Origin of the sequence: Streptomyces cacaoi (assembly GCF_006539165.1) — a bacterium.
GTDB lineage: Bacteria > Actinomycetota > Actinomycetes > Streptomycetales > Streptomycetaceae > Streptomyces > Streptomyces cacaoi.
In genome coordinates this window covers 37,985-54,988 of the sequence record NZ_BJMM01000023.1, presented here as the reverse complement: position 1 = coordinate 54,988, position 17,004 = coordinate 37,985, and the positions used below count along the sequence as shown (strand labels likewise).

10 protein-coding genes and 1 pseudogene are annotated in these 17,004 nt (G+C 74.1%); 6 read left to right on the top strand and 5 right to left on the bottom strand.

The features are described 5' to 3' along the window. Position 1: 1 nt before the first annotated feature. Positions 2 to 1,012, top strand: coding sequence for a hypothetical protein (locus SCA03_RS21080; RefSeq protein ID WP_230988838.1), 1,011 nt, complete (start codon positions 2 to 4; stop codon positions 1,010 to 1,012). Between the two features lie 940 nt (positions 1,013 to 1,952). Next, positions 1,953 to 5,213, top strand: a complete 3,261-nt coding sequence (locus SCA03_RS21075) for a phosphodiester glycosidase family protein (protein ID WP_170298014.1) — start codon at positions 1,953 to 1,955, stop codon at positions 5,211 to 5,213. 131 nt (positions 5,214 to 5,344) lie between these two features. Here the strand turns inward: SCA03_RS21075 and SCA03_RS21070 are convergent, their stop codons facing one another. The 4 genes and pseudogenes from SCA03_RS21070 to uvrB form a co-directional block, all read right to left on the bottom strand. Next, on the bottom strand, positions 5,345 to 6,406 hold the full coding sequence (locus tag SCA03_RS21070) for a TerC family protein (RefSeq protein ID WP_051846078.1): 1,062 nt from the start codon (positions 6,404 to 6,406) through the stop codon (positions 5,345 to 5,347). Positions 6,407 to 6,706: 300 nt separating this feature from the next. Continuing rightward, positions 6,707 to 8,623 (bottom strand): annotated as a pseudogene (locus SCA03_RS21065) (TerD family protein). 40 nt (positions 8,624 to 8,663) lie between these two features. After that, complete coding sequence (locus SCA03_RS21060; protein WP_030881416.1) at positions 8,664 to 9,242, bottom strand: TerD family protein; 579 nt, start codon at positions 9,240 to 9,242, stop codon at positions 8,664 to 8,666. 218 nt (positions 9,243 to 9,460) lie between these two features. Beyond that, positions 9,461 to 11,608 carry an excinuclease ABC subunit UvrB gene (uvrB, locus tag SCA03_RS21055; RefSeq protein ID WP_030881414.1) on the bottom strand — a complete coding sequence of 716 codons (2,148 nt, stop codon included), beginning with the start codon at positions 11,606 to 11,608 and terminating at the stop codon, positions 9,461 to 9,463. Positions 11,609 to 11,836: 228 nt separating this feature from the next. Between uvrB and SCA03_RS21050 the strand changes: the two genes are divergently transcribed. The 4 genes from SCA03_RS21050 to SCA03_RS21035 all read left to right on the top strand — a co-directional run bounded on the left by SCA03_RS21050 (position 11,837) and on the right by SCA03_RS21035 (position 16,152). Next, entirely contained in the window at positions 11,837 to 12,748 is a 912-nt protein-coding gene (locus tag SCA03_RS21050) for a glycerophosphodiester phosphodiesterase (RefSeq protein WP_030881410.1), read from the top strand. A gap of 54 nt (positions 12,749 to 12,802) precedes the next feature. After that, entirely contained in the window at positions 12,803 to 13,447 is a 645-nt protein-coding gene (locus SCA03_RS21045) for a methylated-DNA--[protein]-cysteine S-methyltransferase (protein WP_030881406.1), read from the top strand. Between the two features lie 166 nt (positions 13,448 to 13,613). Next, entirely contained in the window at positions 13,614 to 14,954 is a 1,341-nt protein-coding gene (locus tag SCA03_RS21040) for an MFS transporter (RefSeq protein WP_086815605.1), read from the top strand. Between the two features lie 88 nt (positions 14,955 to 15,042). Then, positions 15,043 to 16,152 (top strand): PP2C family protein-serine/threonine phosphatase, encoded by a 1,110-nt coding sequence (locus tag SCA03_RS21035; RefSeq protein ID WP_086815603.1) that lies wholly within the window; start codon positions 15,043 to 15,045, stop codon positions 16,150 to 16,152. A gap of 33 nt (positions 16,153 to 16,185) precedes the next feature. Here SCA03_RS21035 and SCA03_RS21030 read toward each other — a convergent pair whose 3' ends face one another. Then, positions 16,186 to 16,965 carry a PIG-L deacetylase family protein gene (locus SCA03_RS21030; protein WP_170298015.1) on the bottom strand — a complete coding sequence of 260 codons (780 nt, stop codon included), beginning with the start codon at positions 16,963 to 16,965 and terminating at the stop codon, positions 16,186 to 16,188. Positions 16,966 to 17,004 lie beyond the last annotated feature (39 nt).

Below are 17,004 nucleotides of genomic sequence, written 5' to 3'. Positions count from 1 at the left end.
CATGGCCGACGGACCCACCCCCCGCCACCGCACCGCCCCGGGCGCCCCGTGCCCCTCGCGCGCCCCGCGCACTTCCCGCGCTCCGCGCTCCCCGCGTGCCCTGCGCGGTGTCGCGGCCGGCGCCCTGACCGTCGCCCTGCTCGGGCTCGCCCCGCAGGCCCACGCCGCCGGTACGGACGCGCCCGCCGTTCCCGCGCCCCCGTCGGCCGCCACGCTGAAGGCCGCGCACGCGGCGGCCGACGACGGCCCCACGGTGCGCACCCTCGCCCGGTTCTTCGCCCGCGGCGGCAGACACAGCGCCTCCGCGGCGCAACCGAAGCTGCTCGGGACGACGGTGCCGGTGCGCACCCTCTCGGCCGGGTTCGTGGCGGCTCGCGGCGCGAAGGTGGAGCGCACCCCCGTCGCCGGCACGGAGGCGTACGCGACGACGGCGGTCGCTGCCGACGGCCGGCGGGCGAGCGTCAGCACGGCGCGGACGGCGCACGGCTGGCGCGTCGTCAACATCGCGACGGGCGACGACGAGACGCGGTACGCCGCCAAGGGTGCGAAGAAGGCACCGGGCGGCACGGTGTTCCACGAACCGCAGATCGACGCGTGGTACGTCCAGGAGGGCACCCGCATCCTCCCCCTCGACCGGGACGCCCGCGCGGCGGTCGGGCCCGAGGGCACGGACCTGCGCACGTACCACGCGCGGGTGCACCGCGAGTACGCGGACAAGCTGCCGGGTTCGGCGTACGACAGGAAGGGGCTGGCGGGTGGCTTCGGTCCGCAGAGCCACGGCTCGGGCGACAACGGCGACGGCGCGTCCGGCAGTGCGCACGCCGGGGTCGGCGCCCGGGCCGACGAGGGCCGGGCCCGGGCGGCCGACGCGCGGCCGGTCGCCGCTGACGGCAGCGCGGCGAGCCCCGTCACGGCCGTCGCCACCACTGCCGGTGTGTGCGGTGCCCTGCTCGCCGCCGCTGCGGGCGGCACATGGCTGATCCGTCGCAGAACCGGGACGCCGCGCCGCTGAGCGGCCCTCCGGCCGGGCCCCGCGCTCCGAACTCCCCTTCGGACGCGGGGCTTTCGGCTGCCCTTCACGGACGTCCCGGAACGACCGGTTGTTTCCCTCGGGTTCGCTTCGGCCCCCTGGTGCGGGCCCGTCCGTCTTGGGACGCTGTGCCACGCGACGCACGGTGCGGACCAGGAGACCCGGAAGGCCCGGGAACACCGCGCACGACCGGAAGCACCGGAAGTTCCGTCAGTTCGGTCAGTTCGGTCAGTTCCGTAAAACCCGGCATGCACCGGAGGTCCGGGGCATCCGGAACGGCGGCGATATCCGGGGCGGCCGGGAGCATCCGGTGTCCCGGGAACCGGCCGGAACCACCCGGGCCGTCCGGGGCCGCCCGGTCCGCCCGGAGGCGCACGCACGGTCCGCACAGCCCGAGCCCGCGACACCCGAAGCCCGGAAGCCCGCATCCGTCGAACACGCCGAACACGCAGGGCGCCCCGAACACGCCGAACACCCGGAGGACGGACCCGAGTTGATCCGTGCCGCGCCGGGTCGCCCGGGGCCCGCCGGGAAGCGCCCGGGCCGTGCCGAGTGCCCGGGCGTACCGCCTCGACCACCGCCGATCCGGTTCCTTGTGGGGGACGTAGTGGACGCAGAGAGACCAGCCGACGACGTACACGACAGACCGCCCCGGCCCCACGGCCCGTCCCGGCCACCGGGCCCCGCCCGCCCCGCACAGGCCCACGCCGCTCGCACCGCTCGCGCCCGCGGAGGCTCCGGCGCCGCCCGGCGTCCGCGGGGCCGCCTTCCGGCTGCCGTCGCCCTGGCGCTCGCCGGGCTGCTCGTCGGGCTGCTGCCCGCGGGCGCGACCGCCGTCCCGGGGCCGGACCGGCCGACGGCGCAGCAGCGGGAGGCGGCGGCACGGCCGGAGCAGCGCGCGGCCGGGCCGTCCGGTGCCGGAATGGAGCTGTCCCGCACCAGCCGCCCCGTCGCGCCGGGTGCCGAACTCACCTCGTTCGAGCGGCTGGAGCCCGGCAAGTTCCTCCGGGCCTCCGCGCTCAGTCTCCGGCTCGGCAGCGGCCGGAAGGGCGCCCGGGCCGACTATCTGTCCTCCGGCAAGGTCTCCGAGCGGCACACCGTCGGCGAGCTGGCCGAGCGGCACGACCCGGGGAAGGGCCGGCGCACCGTCGCCGCTCTCAACGCGGACTTCTTCGACATCAACGAGACCGGTGCGCCCCTCGGCCCGGGCGTCCGCGACGGCAGGCCCGTCCACTCGCCGGCGCCGGGCACCTCCGAGGCCGTCGGCATCGGCCCGGAGGCGGCCGGGCGGGTGCTGGATCTGTACTTCGAGGGCACCGTCACGCTGCCGGGCGGAAAGGCGCGGCTGGACGGCCGGGACGCGGCGAACGTGCCCGCCGACGGCATCGGCGTCTACGACTCGCAGTGGGGCGAGGCGGACCGCGCGATGACCGTCGACCACGATCCGGACGCCACCGAGGTCACCGTGGAGGACGGCAGGGTCGTCGCCACCGGCAAGCCCGGCAAGGAGCCCCTGCCGGACGGGGTCACGGCGCTGCTCGGCCGCGGTGAGGGCGCGCGGCGGCTGGCCGCGCTCCGTCCCGGTGACCGGGTGGAGACGGCCTACCGGGTGCGCACCGACGACGGTTCGCCGCTGCCGCGCACGGCCGTCGGCGGCCGGGGCCTGCTGGTCGTGGACGGCAAGCCGCAGAACTGGGAGGGCAAGCCGAACAACGAGACGGCGCCGCGCACCGCGGTCGGCTTCTCCCGCGACGGCGGCACCATGCATGTGCTGTCGGTCGACGGCCGGCAGGCCGCCTCGGGCGGTGTGACGCTGACCGAGCTGGGCGTGATGATGAAGAAGCTCGGCGCCTGGAACGCGCTCAACCTGGACGGCGGCGGCTCGTCCACGCTGCTGGCCCGCGAACCGGGCGCCCGCGGGCTGCGGTTGGAGAACGCGCCCTCCGACGGGGCGCAGCGCCCGGTGCCCAACGGGCTCGCGCTCACCGCCCCCGCCGGCTCGGGCCGGCTCACCGGCTACCGGGTCGGCACGGCCATGGACGCGCGGACCGCGCCGACGGCGGACAACGTGCCCGGCGGCCACCCCGAACGGGTCTTCACCGGCCTGACCCGCAGGCTGTCGGCGGCCGGCTACGACGAGACCTACGGCCCGGCGCACGGCGACCCGCGCCCCCGCTGGCGCACCGACCGGCCCGGCACCGGACGGGTCGACGCGGACGGGGTGTTCCACGCGCGGCGGACCGGCGACGTACGGGCGAGCGCCCACCGCGCCGGGGCCACCGGCTCGACCCGGCTGCACGTCGTGGGGGCGCTGGACCGGGTGCGGCCGACCCGGGAGCGGGTGGGGCTGCCGAACGCCGACGCCTCCTCGGCGTTCGGGCTCGTCGGGTACACGGCGGACGGCACGAGCGCGCCCGTCGAACCGGCCGACGCCCGGCTGGACTACGACCGTTCGCTGTTCGACATCGCGCCGGCCGACGACGGTTCGGGCACCTTCCGGGTGCGGGCGCGGCCGGGCCGGGACACGGCCTCCGGGATCGTCACCGCGACCGTGCGCGGGCACACCACCCGGCTCGCGGTCACGGTCGGCCTGCACGAGAAGACCGTGGCCGGCTTCGACGACGCCGCCGACTGGAAGTTCAGCGCGGCCCGGGCGAGCGGCTCGCTCGCGCCGGAACCCGCGGGCAAGGAGGGCGGCGGGCTGAAGCTGAGCTACGACTTCACCGAGTCGACCGCCACCCGCGCCGCCTACGCCAGCCCGCCCGAGGACGTCACCGTCGAGGGCCAGCCACGTGCCTTCTCCCTGTGGCTCAAGGGCGACGGCTCGGGCGCCTGGCCCTCGCTGCACCTCAAGGACGCGGCCGGCACCGACCAGGTGCTGCGCGGCCCGCACATCGACTGGGAGGGCTGGCGTCGGATCACCTTCGAGGTGCCCGAGGGCGTGGCCTACCCGCTGCGGCTGCACCGCTTCTATCTCGCCGAGACACGGCCGTCCGCGCGCTACTCCGGCGAGGTCGTGCTGGACGAACTCGTCGCCCGGATCCCGCCCGACGTCGAACTCCCGGCGGCGGGCCGCCCGCACGATCCGCTGATCTCGACCGCGGCGGACACCGCGGGCCGCGACTGGCGGTTCGCGGTGCTCTCGGACGCGCAGTTCGTCGCGCGGGAACCGGACGGCGAGGCGGTACGCCAGGCGCGGCGCACGCTGCGGGAGATCCGCGCGGCCCGGCCCGACTTCGTCGTCGTCAACGGCGACTTCGTCGACGAGGGCTCCCCCGCCGATCTGGCGTTCGGGCACCGGCTGCTGCGCGAGGAGCTGGGGGACGCCGTGCCCTGGTACTACGTGCCGGGCAACCACGAGGTGATGGGCGGTTCGATCGACAACTTCGTCAAGGAGTTCGGCCCGGCCCACCGCACCTTCGACCACCGCGGCACCCGCTTCGTGACGCTGGACACCTCCTCGCTGACGGTGCGCGGCGGCGGATGGGACCAACTGAAGGGGCTCAAACAGCAGTTGGAGAAGGCCGCGAAGGATCCACGGATCGGCTCGGTGGCCGTCCTCCAGCATGTGCCGCCCCGCGATCCGACGCCGCAGCACGGCAGCCGGCTGACGGACCGCCGCGAGGCCGATCTGCTGGAGGACTGGCTCGCCCGGTTCCGCGCCCGCTCGGGCAAGGGCGCGGTGCTCATCGGCGGACACGTCGGGGTGTTCGACGCCTCGCACGTGGACGGGGTGCCGTATCTGGTGAACGGCAACTCCGGCAAGGCACCGGCGGCACCGCCCGGCGAGGGCGGGTTCACCGGCTGGTCGCTCGTCGGGGTGGACCGCGGCCGGCCGGGACGGGACGGCGACTGGCTGTCCGTGCAGACCCGTCCGCACGTGGACGGGCTCACCCTGCGGGCGCCCGGACGCATCCGGGCCGGGGAGCGCGCGCAGGCGTCCGCGACGGTGCGGCAGGGCGCGGGCGCCGAGGCCCGCCGGATCCCGGTGGACTGGCCGGTGAGCGCGGACTGGCCCGGCGCGCGGGGGCTGTGTGTGCGCGGCGCCGTCCCCCGGGGCCGCTGCACCGCCGTGTTCGACCCGGCCGCCGGCACGCTCACGGGGCTGCGGCCGGGCACGGTGACGCTGAGCGTGCTGGTCAACGGCGCACGCGCGGAACGCCGCGTCACCGTGACCCGGTAGCCGGCCGGACGTCTGCGAAGGGACGCCCGCGGAGGGACATCCGCGGGCGTACCCGTGGAAAGGACGACTCCCGGTCCCGCCCCCTACCGGAAGGAGTGCCGGGGCGGAACCGGGAGGTTCGGGGAGGCGGCTCAGGGCTCGATGTCGGCCCTGCGCGCAACGCTCTTCGAGCCGTCCGCGTCCTGTCCGGCCTGCTCGTCCTGCTCGCCGCCGTCGCCGGACGCGCCGCCCGCGCCGTCCCCCGTCCCCCGCTGCTTGCGGGAGGCCAGCAGCGAGGTGACGGTCGTGACGACCAGGACGCCGCAGATGACGCCGAGCGAGACCGGGATGCTGATCTCCGGCACGTGCACACCCGTCTCGTGCAGCGCGTGGAGGACGAGCTTGACGCCGATGAAGCCGAGGATGACCGACAGCCCGTAGGACAGGTGCACCAGCTTCCTCAGCAGCCCGCCGATGAGGAAGTAGAGCTGCCGCAGGCCCATCAGCGCGAAGGCGTTGGCGGTGAAGACGATGTACGGGTCCTGGGTGAGGCCGAAGATGGCCGGGATCGAGTCGAGCGCGAAGAGCACATCGGTGGTGCCGATCGCCAGCATCACGACGAGCATCGGCGTCATCAGCCGCTTGCCGTTCTCGACGACGAACAGCTTGGTGCCGTGGTACCGGTCGGTCGACGGGAAGCGCCGCTCGACCATCTTCAAGAACCGGTTCTCTTCGTACTCCTCGTCCTCCTCGTCGCTCATCGCCTCCTTGATGAGCTTCCAGGCCGTCCAGATCAGGAACGCGCCGAAGAGGAAGAAGACCCAGGAGAAGGCGGAGATCATGGCCGCGCCGGCGGCGATGAACAGACCGCGCAGCACCAGCGCGATCAGGACACCCACCATCAGCACCCGCTGCTGGTAGACCGTCGGGACCGCGAACTTCCCCATGATGAGGATGAAGACGAAGAGGTTGTCGACGCTCAGCGACTTCTCGGTGATGAAGCCCGCGAAGAACTCACCCGAGGGGCCGCCGCCCTCGAACAGGAAGAGGCCGAGCCCGAAGAGCACGGCGAGCACCACCCAGACGGTGGTCCAGATGCCGGCCTCCTTGAGGGAGACCTCGTGCGGTTTACGGCCGCCGATGAAGAAGTCGACGGCGATCAGGGCGCACAGACCGACGATGGTCAGCGCCCAGACAGCCATGGAAACGTCCATGAAGGTCCTCCGGCGTGCTGTCGAGCATGGGCCGGAGGTCTCTTCCACCAGATCGCACCGCGCGGATCGGGCCGACGCCCCGGGACCGGTCCTGTCGGTCCGTACTGACGGGGACGTCGCGTGGCTGGGAATACTCCCCTCCGTTGAAAAGAGGGTAAAGCAACCCCATGAAAAGGCAAAGTGAGTGGGTGGAGTGAGCCCGCTCACCCCGGCCGACCGGCGGGAACGCCCGCGACGAGCCCGCTGTGACACCCCGATGACGCCCATGGTGAGGCCCGCGGTGAGGCCCGCGGTGCCCGCTCAGCCGCCCCGCTCCCGGCGGACCGCGGCCAGCCGGCGCAGCACCTCCGGGACGATCCCGCTGCCCGGCGGGGGCAACGGCGGTTCGTAGCGCCACGCGGGCCCCACCCACGGGTCGGCGAGATGGTCGTCGGGGACGGGCGTGAGCCGCAGCAGCGAGCGCCACAGCGGATCCAGCACCGGCCCGTACTCGTCCGCGTCCCGCCGGTCGGCGACCAGCATCAGGCTCACCCCCGCCGAGGCGCCCTCGTCCACGAGATACCGCAGCTTCGTGAGCGCCCGGTCGTCGAAGCCGTGCGGGAAGTCGTGCACCCACAGCAGCTGGTCAGCGAGATCCATGTCGTCGGGCAGCGCGTCCACCGCGTGGTGGCGCACCGCCGTCCGCACCAGCTCCACCCGCCGGACGAGGCGGTCCAGCACCGCGTCCACACCCCGCGCGCCGGCCGCCGGGGCTCGTGCAGCGCGCCGGACTCCGCCAGCGGCGCCGACGACTCGCCGGCGCTCCGGTCCGGATCGATGACGTGCACCGTCAGGGCGCCCACGGGGTGCACGGCCAGCAGCCGGGCCGCGAGCGCCACCGCCGTCCGCGTCGCCGGCTCGCGCAGCCCGCCGGGGACGACACAGCCGTCCTCGGCGCGGGCCGGCCCGGAGTCGCCCCACAGCCCCCGCTCCAGCGGAAGCCGCAGCAGCATCGGGATCCGCAGATCCGGGGCCTCCGGCAGCGTGAGGTCGCCCAGCCACAGGGCCGTCGGCCGGTCGGCGGGCGGCTGGTAGGCGTGCCAGACGGGGTTGTCCCAGCGGGCCGGCGCGGGCGGCAGCGCCGGCTCCATGACCTCGGACTCCGCCCGCAGTTGGGCCAGATCGCGGTCGAGCACCGCCCGGGCCTGCCCCACCAGCCCGGCGTGCCGGGCGTGTACCGCCTCGCGCGCGGCCTCGGCCGCCGGGCCGGTGCGGGCGCGCGGATCCTGAAGGGTCCGCTCCAGCTCGCGTTCCCTGCGGGAGGCGGCGAAGTCGACGGCGGAACGGTAGGCAGCGACGGTGCGGGTCAGATCCTCGAACATGGCCCGGACCTGGTTGTAGAGGCGTTCCTCCGCCGTCCGGCCCGGGGCGTCCCCGGCGACGGGTTCCTCCCGCGCGGACTCGCCCCCGGCCGCTCCCGACTCCGGGTGCCCGGCGGCCCCGGCCCGCGCCGCGGGCGGACCTTTACGGGGAAGCGGGGGCGCGGTGCGGATGGCGGTGGTCGACGCCGCCGCGCTCTTCCGGCCCGGTGGAGTCGACGCCGGGCGCTGCGGCGGAAGTCCGGGCCGGGTCGCCGTCCGGGCTCGCGGCCCCGTCCCCGGCGGGCGGCGGCCGCGGACGAGCGGTTCCGGCCCACGGCGACCGCCGCCATGGCCGCCTTGGTCACCCGCCGGCCGTCCGGCAGCCCCTGGTCGGCCAGCAGCGCGGCGAGCCCCGCCGCATACCCCTGGCCCACGGCGCGGATTTTCCACGCGCCCTGCCTGCGGTACAACTCCAGCGCCACCACGGCCGATTCGTCGCCGAGGCCCAGCACCGTGCAGGAGACAGCACCGTGCCGTCCGGCCCGGTGACGGCGAGGAACGGGGCCGGCAGCCCCGCGAACCGGGCCGGCCCGCCGGGGCCCTCCGGCAGCGCGAGCAGTACGTTCACCCGGTGCACGTCCTGCGGCAGCGCCGCGGGATCGACGGTGAGCCGGTGCTCGGCGGCGGCCTGCCGGAGCACCTCCACGCCCGGCAACCGCGGGGACGCCGGGTGGGCACACCAGCGTGCGTCCCGCATTCGGCCCCGCTCGTCGTTGAGCGTCGCCCCGGCGATCACGGGTGTTCCCGCCGACACCAGGATCTCCAGCCGGCCGCCGGGCAGCGGATGGTTCTGCCCGCGCGCCAGCTCGGCCGTCACCTGCGGCCTCTCCCCCCTCGGCACGGACGGCGCCGCACGTTCACAGATGGGGAGCGATGCTCGGCATCAGGTCCTGGAAGGTACGGCCGTCGGCCGGCTCGCCGATCGCCGTCATCCGCCAACCGCCGCCCTGGCGGTGCACCTTGGCCATGATCTGCGCGGTGTAGTCGCCGCCGCCGGTGAGGGTGTAGCGGGCCAGCTCCTGGCCGTTGGTCTCGTCCACGAGCCGGCAGAAGGCGTTCTCGACCTCCGCGAAGGTCTGCCCGGTGAAGGAGTTGACGGTGAACACGATCTGGTCGATGTGCACAGGGACGCGCTGGAGGTCCACCATGACCGCCTCGTCGTCCCCGCCCTGCCCGGCGCCGCCGACCAGGTTGTCGCCGGTGTGCTTGACCGAGCCGTCGTCGCTGACGAGATGGCGGAAGAAGACGACGTCGACGGGCTGCTTGTCGGCGAAGAGCACCGCCGAGGCGTCCAGGTCGATCTCCTTGCTGCGCTTGCCGAAGAAGCCACGGCGCGGGGCGGCCTTCCAGCCCAGCCCCATCCGCACGGCGGTCAGCGTCCCCCCGTCGCTCTTCTCCAGACTGATCGCCTGGCCCTTGGACATGTTGACCGTCACGTGCGTCCCCTCTCGACAGTCTCCGTCGGCGCGGCCGCCACGGGACCGGCGGCCGTTCCGGAAGCCTACGCACCGGTGCGGACGGGTCGACGGGGGTCCCCCGGGTTTGTGGCGCTCTTGCAACACTCCGCGCGGCGGCTGCGCGGGGCCCCGCACGGGGCGGCGGGGCGCCCGGCCGGAACGGTGAAAAGCCGAGGTGGCGGGGGCTGCCGCGCCGGCTACTTCAGCCCGGCCTCCTTCATCTGCCGCAGCTCCTTCTTGAGTTCGCCGACCTCGTCCCGCAGCCGGGCCGCCACCTCGAACTGCAACTCGGCCGCCGCGGCCCGCATCCGCTCGGTCAACTCCTCGATGGTCTCGGCCAGTTCGGCGGCCGGGCGGTCCGTCAGCTGACCCGCCCTGGCGTGGCTGCTCCTGGCCGGAGTGGGCGCCTTCTCCTTGGGCGCCTTGCCCTCCTGGCCCTTGCCGCGCTTGCCCTGCTTGCCGGTCTCGTCCCGCTGCCGGTAGCCGGTCTCCAGCAGCGCATCAGTGTCGATCTCCTCGCGGGCGATGTCCGCGACGATGTCACCGATCTTCTTGCGCAGCGGCTCCGGGTCGATGCCGTGTTCCGCGTTGTACGCGAGCTGCTTCTCCCGGCGCCGGTTGGTCTCGTCGATGGCGCGCTGCATGCCCGGGGTGACGGTGTCGGCGTACATGTGCACCTGGCCGGAGACGTTCCGCGCCGCGCGGCCGATCGTCTGGATCAGGGAGGTGCCCGAGCGCAGGAAGCCCTCCTTGTCGGCGTCGAGGATCGCGACGAGCGAGACCTCCGGCAGGTCCAGCCCCTCGCGCAGCAGGTTGATGCCGACCAGGACGTCGTACTCGCCGGAGCGCAGTTCGCGCAGCAGCTCGATACGGCGCAGCGTGTCCACGTCGCTGTGCAGATAGCGCACCCGGATGCCCAGCTCGACGAAGTAGTCGGTGAGATCCTCGGCCATCTTCTTGGTGAGCGTGGTGACCAGCACCCGCTCGTCCCGCTCCTCGCGGGCGCGGATCTCGTGCACGAGATCGTCGATCTGGCCGTCGGTCGGCTTGACGACGACCTCCGGATCGACCAGCCCCGTGGGGCGGATGACCTGCTCGACGAAGCCGTCCGAGCGGGACAGCTCATAGGCCCCGGGCGTCGCCGACAGATAGACCGTCTGATCGATGCGCTCCAGGAACTCCTCCCACTTCAGCGGGCGGTTGTCGAGCGCGGACGGCAGCCGGAAGCCGTGGTCGATCAGCGTCCGCTTACGGGAGGCGTCGCCCTCGTACATGGCGCCGATCTGCGGGACCGTCTGGTGCGACTCGTCGATGACCAGCAGGAAGTCGTCCGGGAAGTAGTCGAGCAGGGTGTGCGGGGCCGAGCCCGCCGCACGGCCGTCGATGTGCCGTGAGTAGTTCTCGATGCCGGAGCAGGTGCCGATCTGGCGCATCATCTCGATGTCGTAGGTGGTGCGCATCCGCAGCCGCTGGGCCTCCAGCAGCTTGCCCTGCTTCTCCAGCGAGGACAGCTGCTCGGCCAGCTCCGCCTCGATGTCGTTGATCGCCCGCTCCATGCGCTCGGGACCGGCCACGTAGTGCGAGGCGGGGAAGACGTACAGCTCCTGGTCGTCCGAGATGACCTCGCCGGTGATCGGGTGCAGCGTGGAGAGCGCCTCGATCTCGTCGCCGAACATCTCGATGCGGACGGCCAGCTCCTCGTACACCGGGAAGATCTCGATGGTGTCGCCGCGGACCCGGAAGGTGCCCCGGGTGAACGACATGTCGTTGCGCGTGTACTGGATGTCGACGAAGCGGCGCAGCAGCGCGTCCCTGTCGAACTCCTCGCCGACCTTGAGCGGCACCATGCGGTCGACGTACTCCTGCGGCGTGCCCAGGCCGTAGATGCACGAGACGGAGGCGACCACGACCACGTCCCGCCGGGTGAGCAGCGAGTTCGTCGCGCTGTGGCGCAGCCGCTCGACCTCCTCGTTGATCGAGGAGTCCTTCTCGATGTAGGTGTCCGTCTGCGGGACGTACGCCTCGGGCTGGTAGTAGTCGTAGTACGAGACGAAGTACTCGACCGCGTTGTTCGGCAGCAGCTCGCGGAACTCGTTGGCGAGCTGAGCGGCCAGCGTCTTGTTGGGCGCCATCACGAGCGTCGGCCGCTGGAGCTTCTCGATCATCCAGGCGGTGGTGGCCGACTTGCCCGTGCCCGTCGCACCGAGCAGCACGACATCCTTCTCACCAGCGGTGACGCGCTGCGCCAGCTCGGCGATGGCCGTAGGCTGGTCGCCACTGGGCCGGTAGGGGCTGACGACCTCGAAGGGCGCCACCTTGCGTTCGATCTCGGTGTTGGGCCGCATGCCAACAACGGTACGACCCGCCACCGACATCGGGTCCCGTCCACCGAAACGTTCCCGGTCCGGCGGATAACCGCCATTTCGTCCCGTGCAGCCCGGTTGCGCTCTCCCGCAGCTCACAGACCCGGACGTCCCTCGTTCAACTTCACGCCACTTTGTCCCCGCTTGTTTGTATTGCGCATCGGGAACTGTCTTCGCAGTCCGTGCACAAACAGATGCGAGGAGTTCCGCATGACGATACGCCCGCTGACCGTCACCGCTGCCGGTGCGCTGCTGGGTACGAGCGCGCTCTTCCTCACCGCGGCCCCCACCGCCACGGCGGCCGACCGGGCCGACGCCACAGCCGTCCGCGAAGGATCCCCGGTCCCGGTGGCCCACAGGGGGGCCTCCGGTTACGCGCCGGAGAACACTCTCGCCGCCGTCGACAAGGCCCACAGCATGGGCATCGACTGGGTCGAGACCGACGTGCAGCGCACCAAGGACGGTGAGCTGATCGTGATGCACGACACGACGCTCTCGCGGACGACCGACGTCGAGCAGCGCTTCCCGGACCGCTCGCCCTGGAAGGTGTCCGACTTCACGCTGAAGGAGATCCGCGGCCTGGACGCCGGCGGCTGGTTCGACTCCCGGTACAAGGGCGAGAAGGTCCCCACCCTGGACCAGTTCCTCGACCGGGTGGACCACAACCGGCAGCGGCTGCTGCTGGAGCTGAAGTCGCCCGAGCTGTACCCCGGCATCGAGCGGCAGACGCTCCGCGAGCTGGGGAGCGAGGGCTGGCTCGGCCGCTCGCACCGCAGCAAGCTGATCGTCCAGAGCTTCAACGCCGACGCGGTCAAGCGTGTGCACCACTACCGGTCCGAGGTGAAGACCGGCTTCCTGGGCACGCCCAAGCCGGAGGAGCTGAACTCCTACGCCCGCTTCGCCGACCAGATAAACCCGAGCTACAAGGACGTCTCCGAGAGCTACGTCAAGGCGGTGCACGCCGTACGCGGCCCGCACCACCGGCCGCTGGAGGTGTTCACCTGGACGGTGAACGACGCCGCGACGGCCCGCAAGGTCACCGACGCGGGGGTGGACGGCATCATCTCCAACAAGCCGGACGTGGTCACCGGCGCCCTCCGGGCCGCCGGCACGGACGACTGACCCGCGCGGCAGCGGCCGGCGGGGCTGTCGGTGCGCCGCTCTAGGGTGCGCTGTATGACCGACACCCCGGTGGGCCCCGTAGCCGAAGCCGTCGAAGCCGTCGAAGCCGCCGAAGCTGTCGAAGCCGCGGCAGCGGAGCCCCCGGCCCGCGCCGCCGTCTGGACGGTGCACGCGGCGCCGATCGGCCCGCTGCTGCTGGTCGCCACCCGAGAGGGCCTGGCCCATGTGGTCTTCCACGCCGAAGGCCGCACCGTGGGCCGGGCCCTCGCGCGTGCCGCGGCCGTGCTCGGCGCCCCGCCCCTGCCGTGGGAGCCGCCGGCCGCCGAGGGCGACGGAGCCGGGCACCTGCGTACGGCCGTCGCCGAGCTGGAGCGCTACTTCGACGGGGCCCGTGAGCCGTTCTCGGTGCCGCTGGACTGGTCGCTGACCGGCGGTTTCCACGAGCGGGTGCTGCGCGAGCTGGCGGCCGGCGTGCCGTACGGCCACACCGTCGGGTACCAGGATCTGGCCGTCCGGGTGGGCGAGCCGGGTGCCGCCCGGGCCGTCGGGGTCGCCATGGGCGCCAATCCGCTGCCCGTCGTCGTGCCCTGCCACCGGGTACTGGAGAGCTCGGGCGCGCTGGGCGGGTTCGGGGGCGGCCGCGGCACCAAGCAGGCGCTGCTGACGCTGGAGGGGATCCTGCCCGAACCCCTGTTCTGAGCCAACGGGCCCGCCCTCGGCTGAAGACCTCCGGGCCGCCGGGCCTCCGGGCCCCCGGGCCCCCGGGCCTCCGGGGCTCCAGGCCCCCGGGCCTCCGGGCCTCCGGGCCTCCCGGAACACCGTGGTGCGGCTGTGATGCACCTGTCAGACTGCGCGCGTGACCGACATGCATGAACAGTCCGACGCTGCTGACAGGTGCATCACAGCCCCCGCCGGCATACCCGGCACCGGCCGGGCCGCCGCCCCCTGGACCGGGCCGGGGCTGGACGCCCTGCGCCGCCGGGTGCAGACGGTGCTGGTCGTCAGCCAGATACTCGGCGGCCTCGGCGTGGCCACCGCGGTGACCCTGGCAGCGGTGCTGGCCGAGGAGATCGGCGGCTCCGAGGCGGTCGCGGGGCTGGCCTCCACCTCCTCCGTCATCGGTACCGCCCTGCTGTCGCTGCCGTTCGCCGCGCTCATGGCCCGCCGGGGCCGGCGGGTCGGGCTGACCGTCGCCTACTCGGTCGCCGCGGCCGGCGGACTGGTCGTCGTCGCGGCGGCGACCGTCGCGAACTTCCCGCTGCTGCTCGCCGGGATGGCGGCCTTCGGAGCGGGCAGCTCCGCCAATCTCCAGGCCCGCTTCGCGGCGGCCGACCTCGCCGCACCGGCCCGCCGGGCGCGGTCGATCTCCACCGTCGTCTGGGCCACCACCATCGGGGCCGTCCTGGGGCCCAACATCGCGGCGCCGGCCGGGCGGAGCGTCGCCGGGCTGGGCATTCCGCAGGCCGCCGGTGCCTTCGTCTGGGGAACGGTGGTGTTCGTCCTCGCCGGGCTCCTCGTCCACCTGCTGCTGCGGCCCGATCCGCTGCTGGTCGCGCGGGAGCTGGCCGCCCGGGAACCGGAGGCGCCGGACGCCCGGAGGGCGGACGCCGCGGGCGAGGGGCGCTCGCTGCGTGCCGGGCTCGCGGCCGTCGCCGGCTCGCGCTCCGCCCGGACCGCGCTGGTCGCGATCGCCGGCTCGCACACCGTGATGGTCTCCGTGATGGTGATGACCCCGGTCGACCTGGGCGCGCACGGCGCCGGTGTGCAGCTCATCGGGCTCGTCATCAGCGGCCATGTCACCGGGATGTACGCCTTCTCCCCGGTCATGGGGTGGCTGGCGGACCGGATCGGACGGTTCAGTGTGCTGCTCGTCGCCGTCGCGCTGTTCGCCTGTGCGACGGCGCTGGCCGGTACCGCCGACGGCGCCCATCTGCGGTCCGCCGCCGGTCTCTTCCTGCTGGGGCTCGGCTGGTCGGCCGGGCTGGTCGCCGGGTCCGCGCTGCTGACCGACTCGGTGCCGCAGCCCGCGCGGGCCGCCGTCCAGGGGCTCTCCGATCTGCTGATGAACGCCTGTGCGGGCGTCGGCGGCGCGCTGGCGGGGATCGTCGTCGCGCAGGCCGGCTACGGCTGGCTCAACGTCGGCGCCGCCGCTGTACTGGTGCTCGTCGCCGGTCTGACGGTGCTCACCCTCGCCCGGAGGGGGTGAGGCGCGCCCCGGCGGGGCCCGGCCGGTGCGCGGTCGCTCTGCCGGCCGTGCCGGTGCGGGCCGGGCGGTGCCGGTGTAGAGAAGAGGTATGTCACCGCGCCCCACCGGATCCCGTCGGCCGGTACGGGCGGGCCGTGCGTGGGTGAGCGTCCCGGTCGCGTGGATCGTCGCGGTGACCGTGGTCGACGTCCTCGTGCCGCCCGATCTGCACCTGGGTCCGCTGCTGGTCGCGGCTCCGGCGATCACCGCCTCGTGGGCCGGTCCCCGCACGGTGGGGCTGGTCGCCGCGCTCGCGGTGCTCGGGCAGGGGGCCATCGCCTGGCTGCGCGATCCGGACGAGCTGCTCTCGTCCAACCACCAGACGCAGCTCACCGCCCTGATCGTGGTCGGACTGAGCCTGGTGCTCTTCTGCGCCCTGCGGGAGCGCCGCGCCCGGGAACTGACGCAGGTGCGGTACGTCTCCGAGACCGCCCAGCGCGGGCTCCTGCCGCCGCTGCCCCCACGGCTCGGGCCGCTGCGTGTCGCCTCGCTCTATCTCGCCGCCGAGGCGGAGGCCCGGATCGGCGGGGACCTGTACGGGGCGGTCCGCACCGGCTCGGGCACCCGGCTGATCGTCGGCGACGTCCGGGGCAAGGGCATGACCGCCGTCGGTGACGCCGCCCTGCTGCTGGGCGCGTTCCGCGCAGCGGCCCGCCGCCGGACGGTCCTCGACGAGCTGGTGGCCTTCCTCGACGAGAGCGTGCGCCGGGACCTGTCCGAGCCGGGCGAGGCGTTCATCACCGCGGCCGTCCTGGACATCCCCGACGGCGACGACCGGGTCGAGATGATCGTCTGCGGGCACCCGCCGCCGGTCGTGCTGCGGGACGGCCGCCCGAGGACCGTGCACGCCCCCCGCCCCGCGCCCCCGCTGGGCCTGGGCGAGCTGGCGCAGCCGGACTACCGCGTCGACAGCTTCCGCCTCGCGCCGGGCGACCTCCTGCTGCTGTACACGGACGGCGTCACGGAGGCCCGCGACTCCGCCGGCGTCTTCTACCCGCTCACCGAGCGCCTGACCGGATGGACCGGCACCGACCCGGACGCCTTCCTGGACCACTTCCGGCGCGATCTGCTGCACCACGCGGGCGGTCGCCTCGACGACGACGCCGTCATGCTCGCCCTGGCCCGCCCCGCCGCCGCCCGGCCCGGCCGCCCCGGGTGACGGCGCGGCACGCCCGGGGCGGGCACCCGGCCGTCAGCAGGGATGCAGCTCGAAGGCGACACAGCGGCGCCCGGCGAAACGGGGCGCGTACATGTCCAGGCCGCCCTCCACGATCGAGCGGACGTAGGCTTCCGGGTCCTCACCGGTGAGTGCCGTGATGTACGCCCGGTGTTCCCGCAGCGAGGCCAGGCCCTGGGCGGCGGCTTCCGGGCCTACCGGCACCGCGTGCGTCACGGCCGGGGAGGCGGCGACGGCCACCCAGCGGACGCCGTCCCACGGCTCCAGGCCCTCGGCGCGCAGCTGTTCGGTGAAGATCCAGCGGTTTCCGGCGTCGCCGACCGCGTCCAGCGTCGCGCGTCCCACCGCCCGGTGGTCGGGGGTGTTCCACGGGCTGCCCGGGGCGCTCCCCCAGGTCTCGCGGTGGTTGATCGTGACGACGAGGTCGGGCCGGTGTCTGCGTACGGCCCCCGCGATGTCGCGGCGCAGGGCGACGCCCTCCTCGATGACGCCGTCCCGGTGGTCGAGGAACTCCACCTGGGTGACGCCGACGACGGCGGCGCTCGCCCGCTCCTCCGCCTCCCGCACCCGGGCCGCCTCGGCCGGGTCCATGGTGTCGATGCCGGCCTCGCCCCGGGTCGCCAGGAGATAGACGACCTCCTTGCCCCGGGCCGTCCACTCGGCGACGGCTGCCGCGACGCCGTACTCCAGATCGTCCGGGTGCGCGACCACGGCGAGCGCGCGCTGCCAGTCCTCCGGCATCGCGGCGCACTGGGGCTCGCCCGCCTTCTTCCGGCTGTCGTCCGTGGCTGTCATCTCCCGCCTCCCCGCCGGTGATCCGGCGTGCTGTCGTGG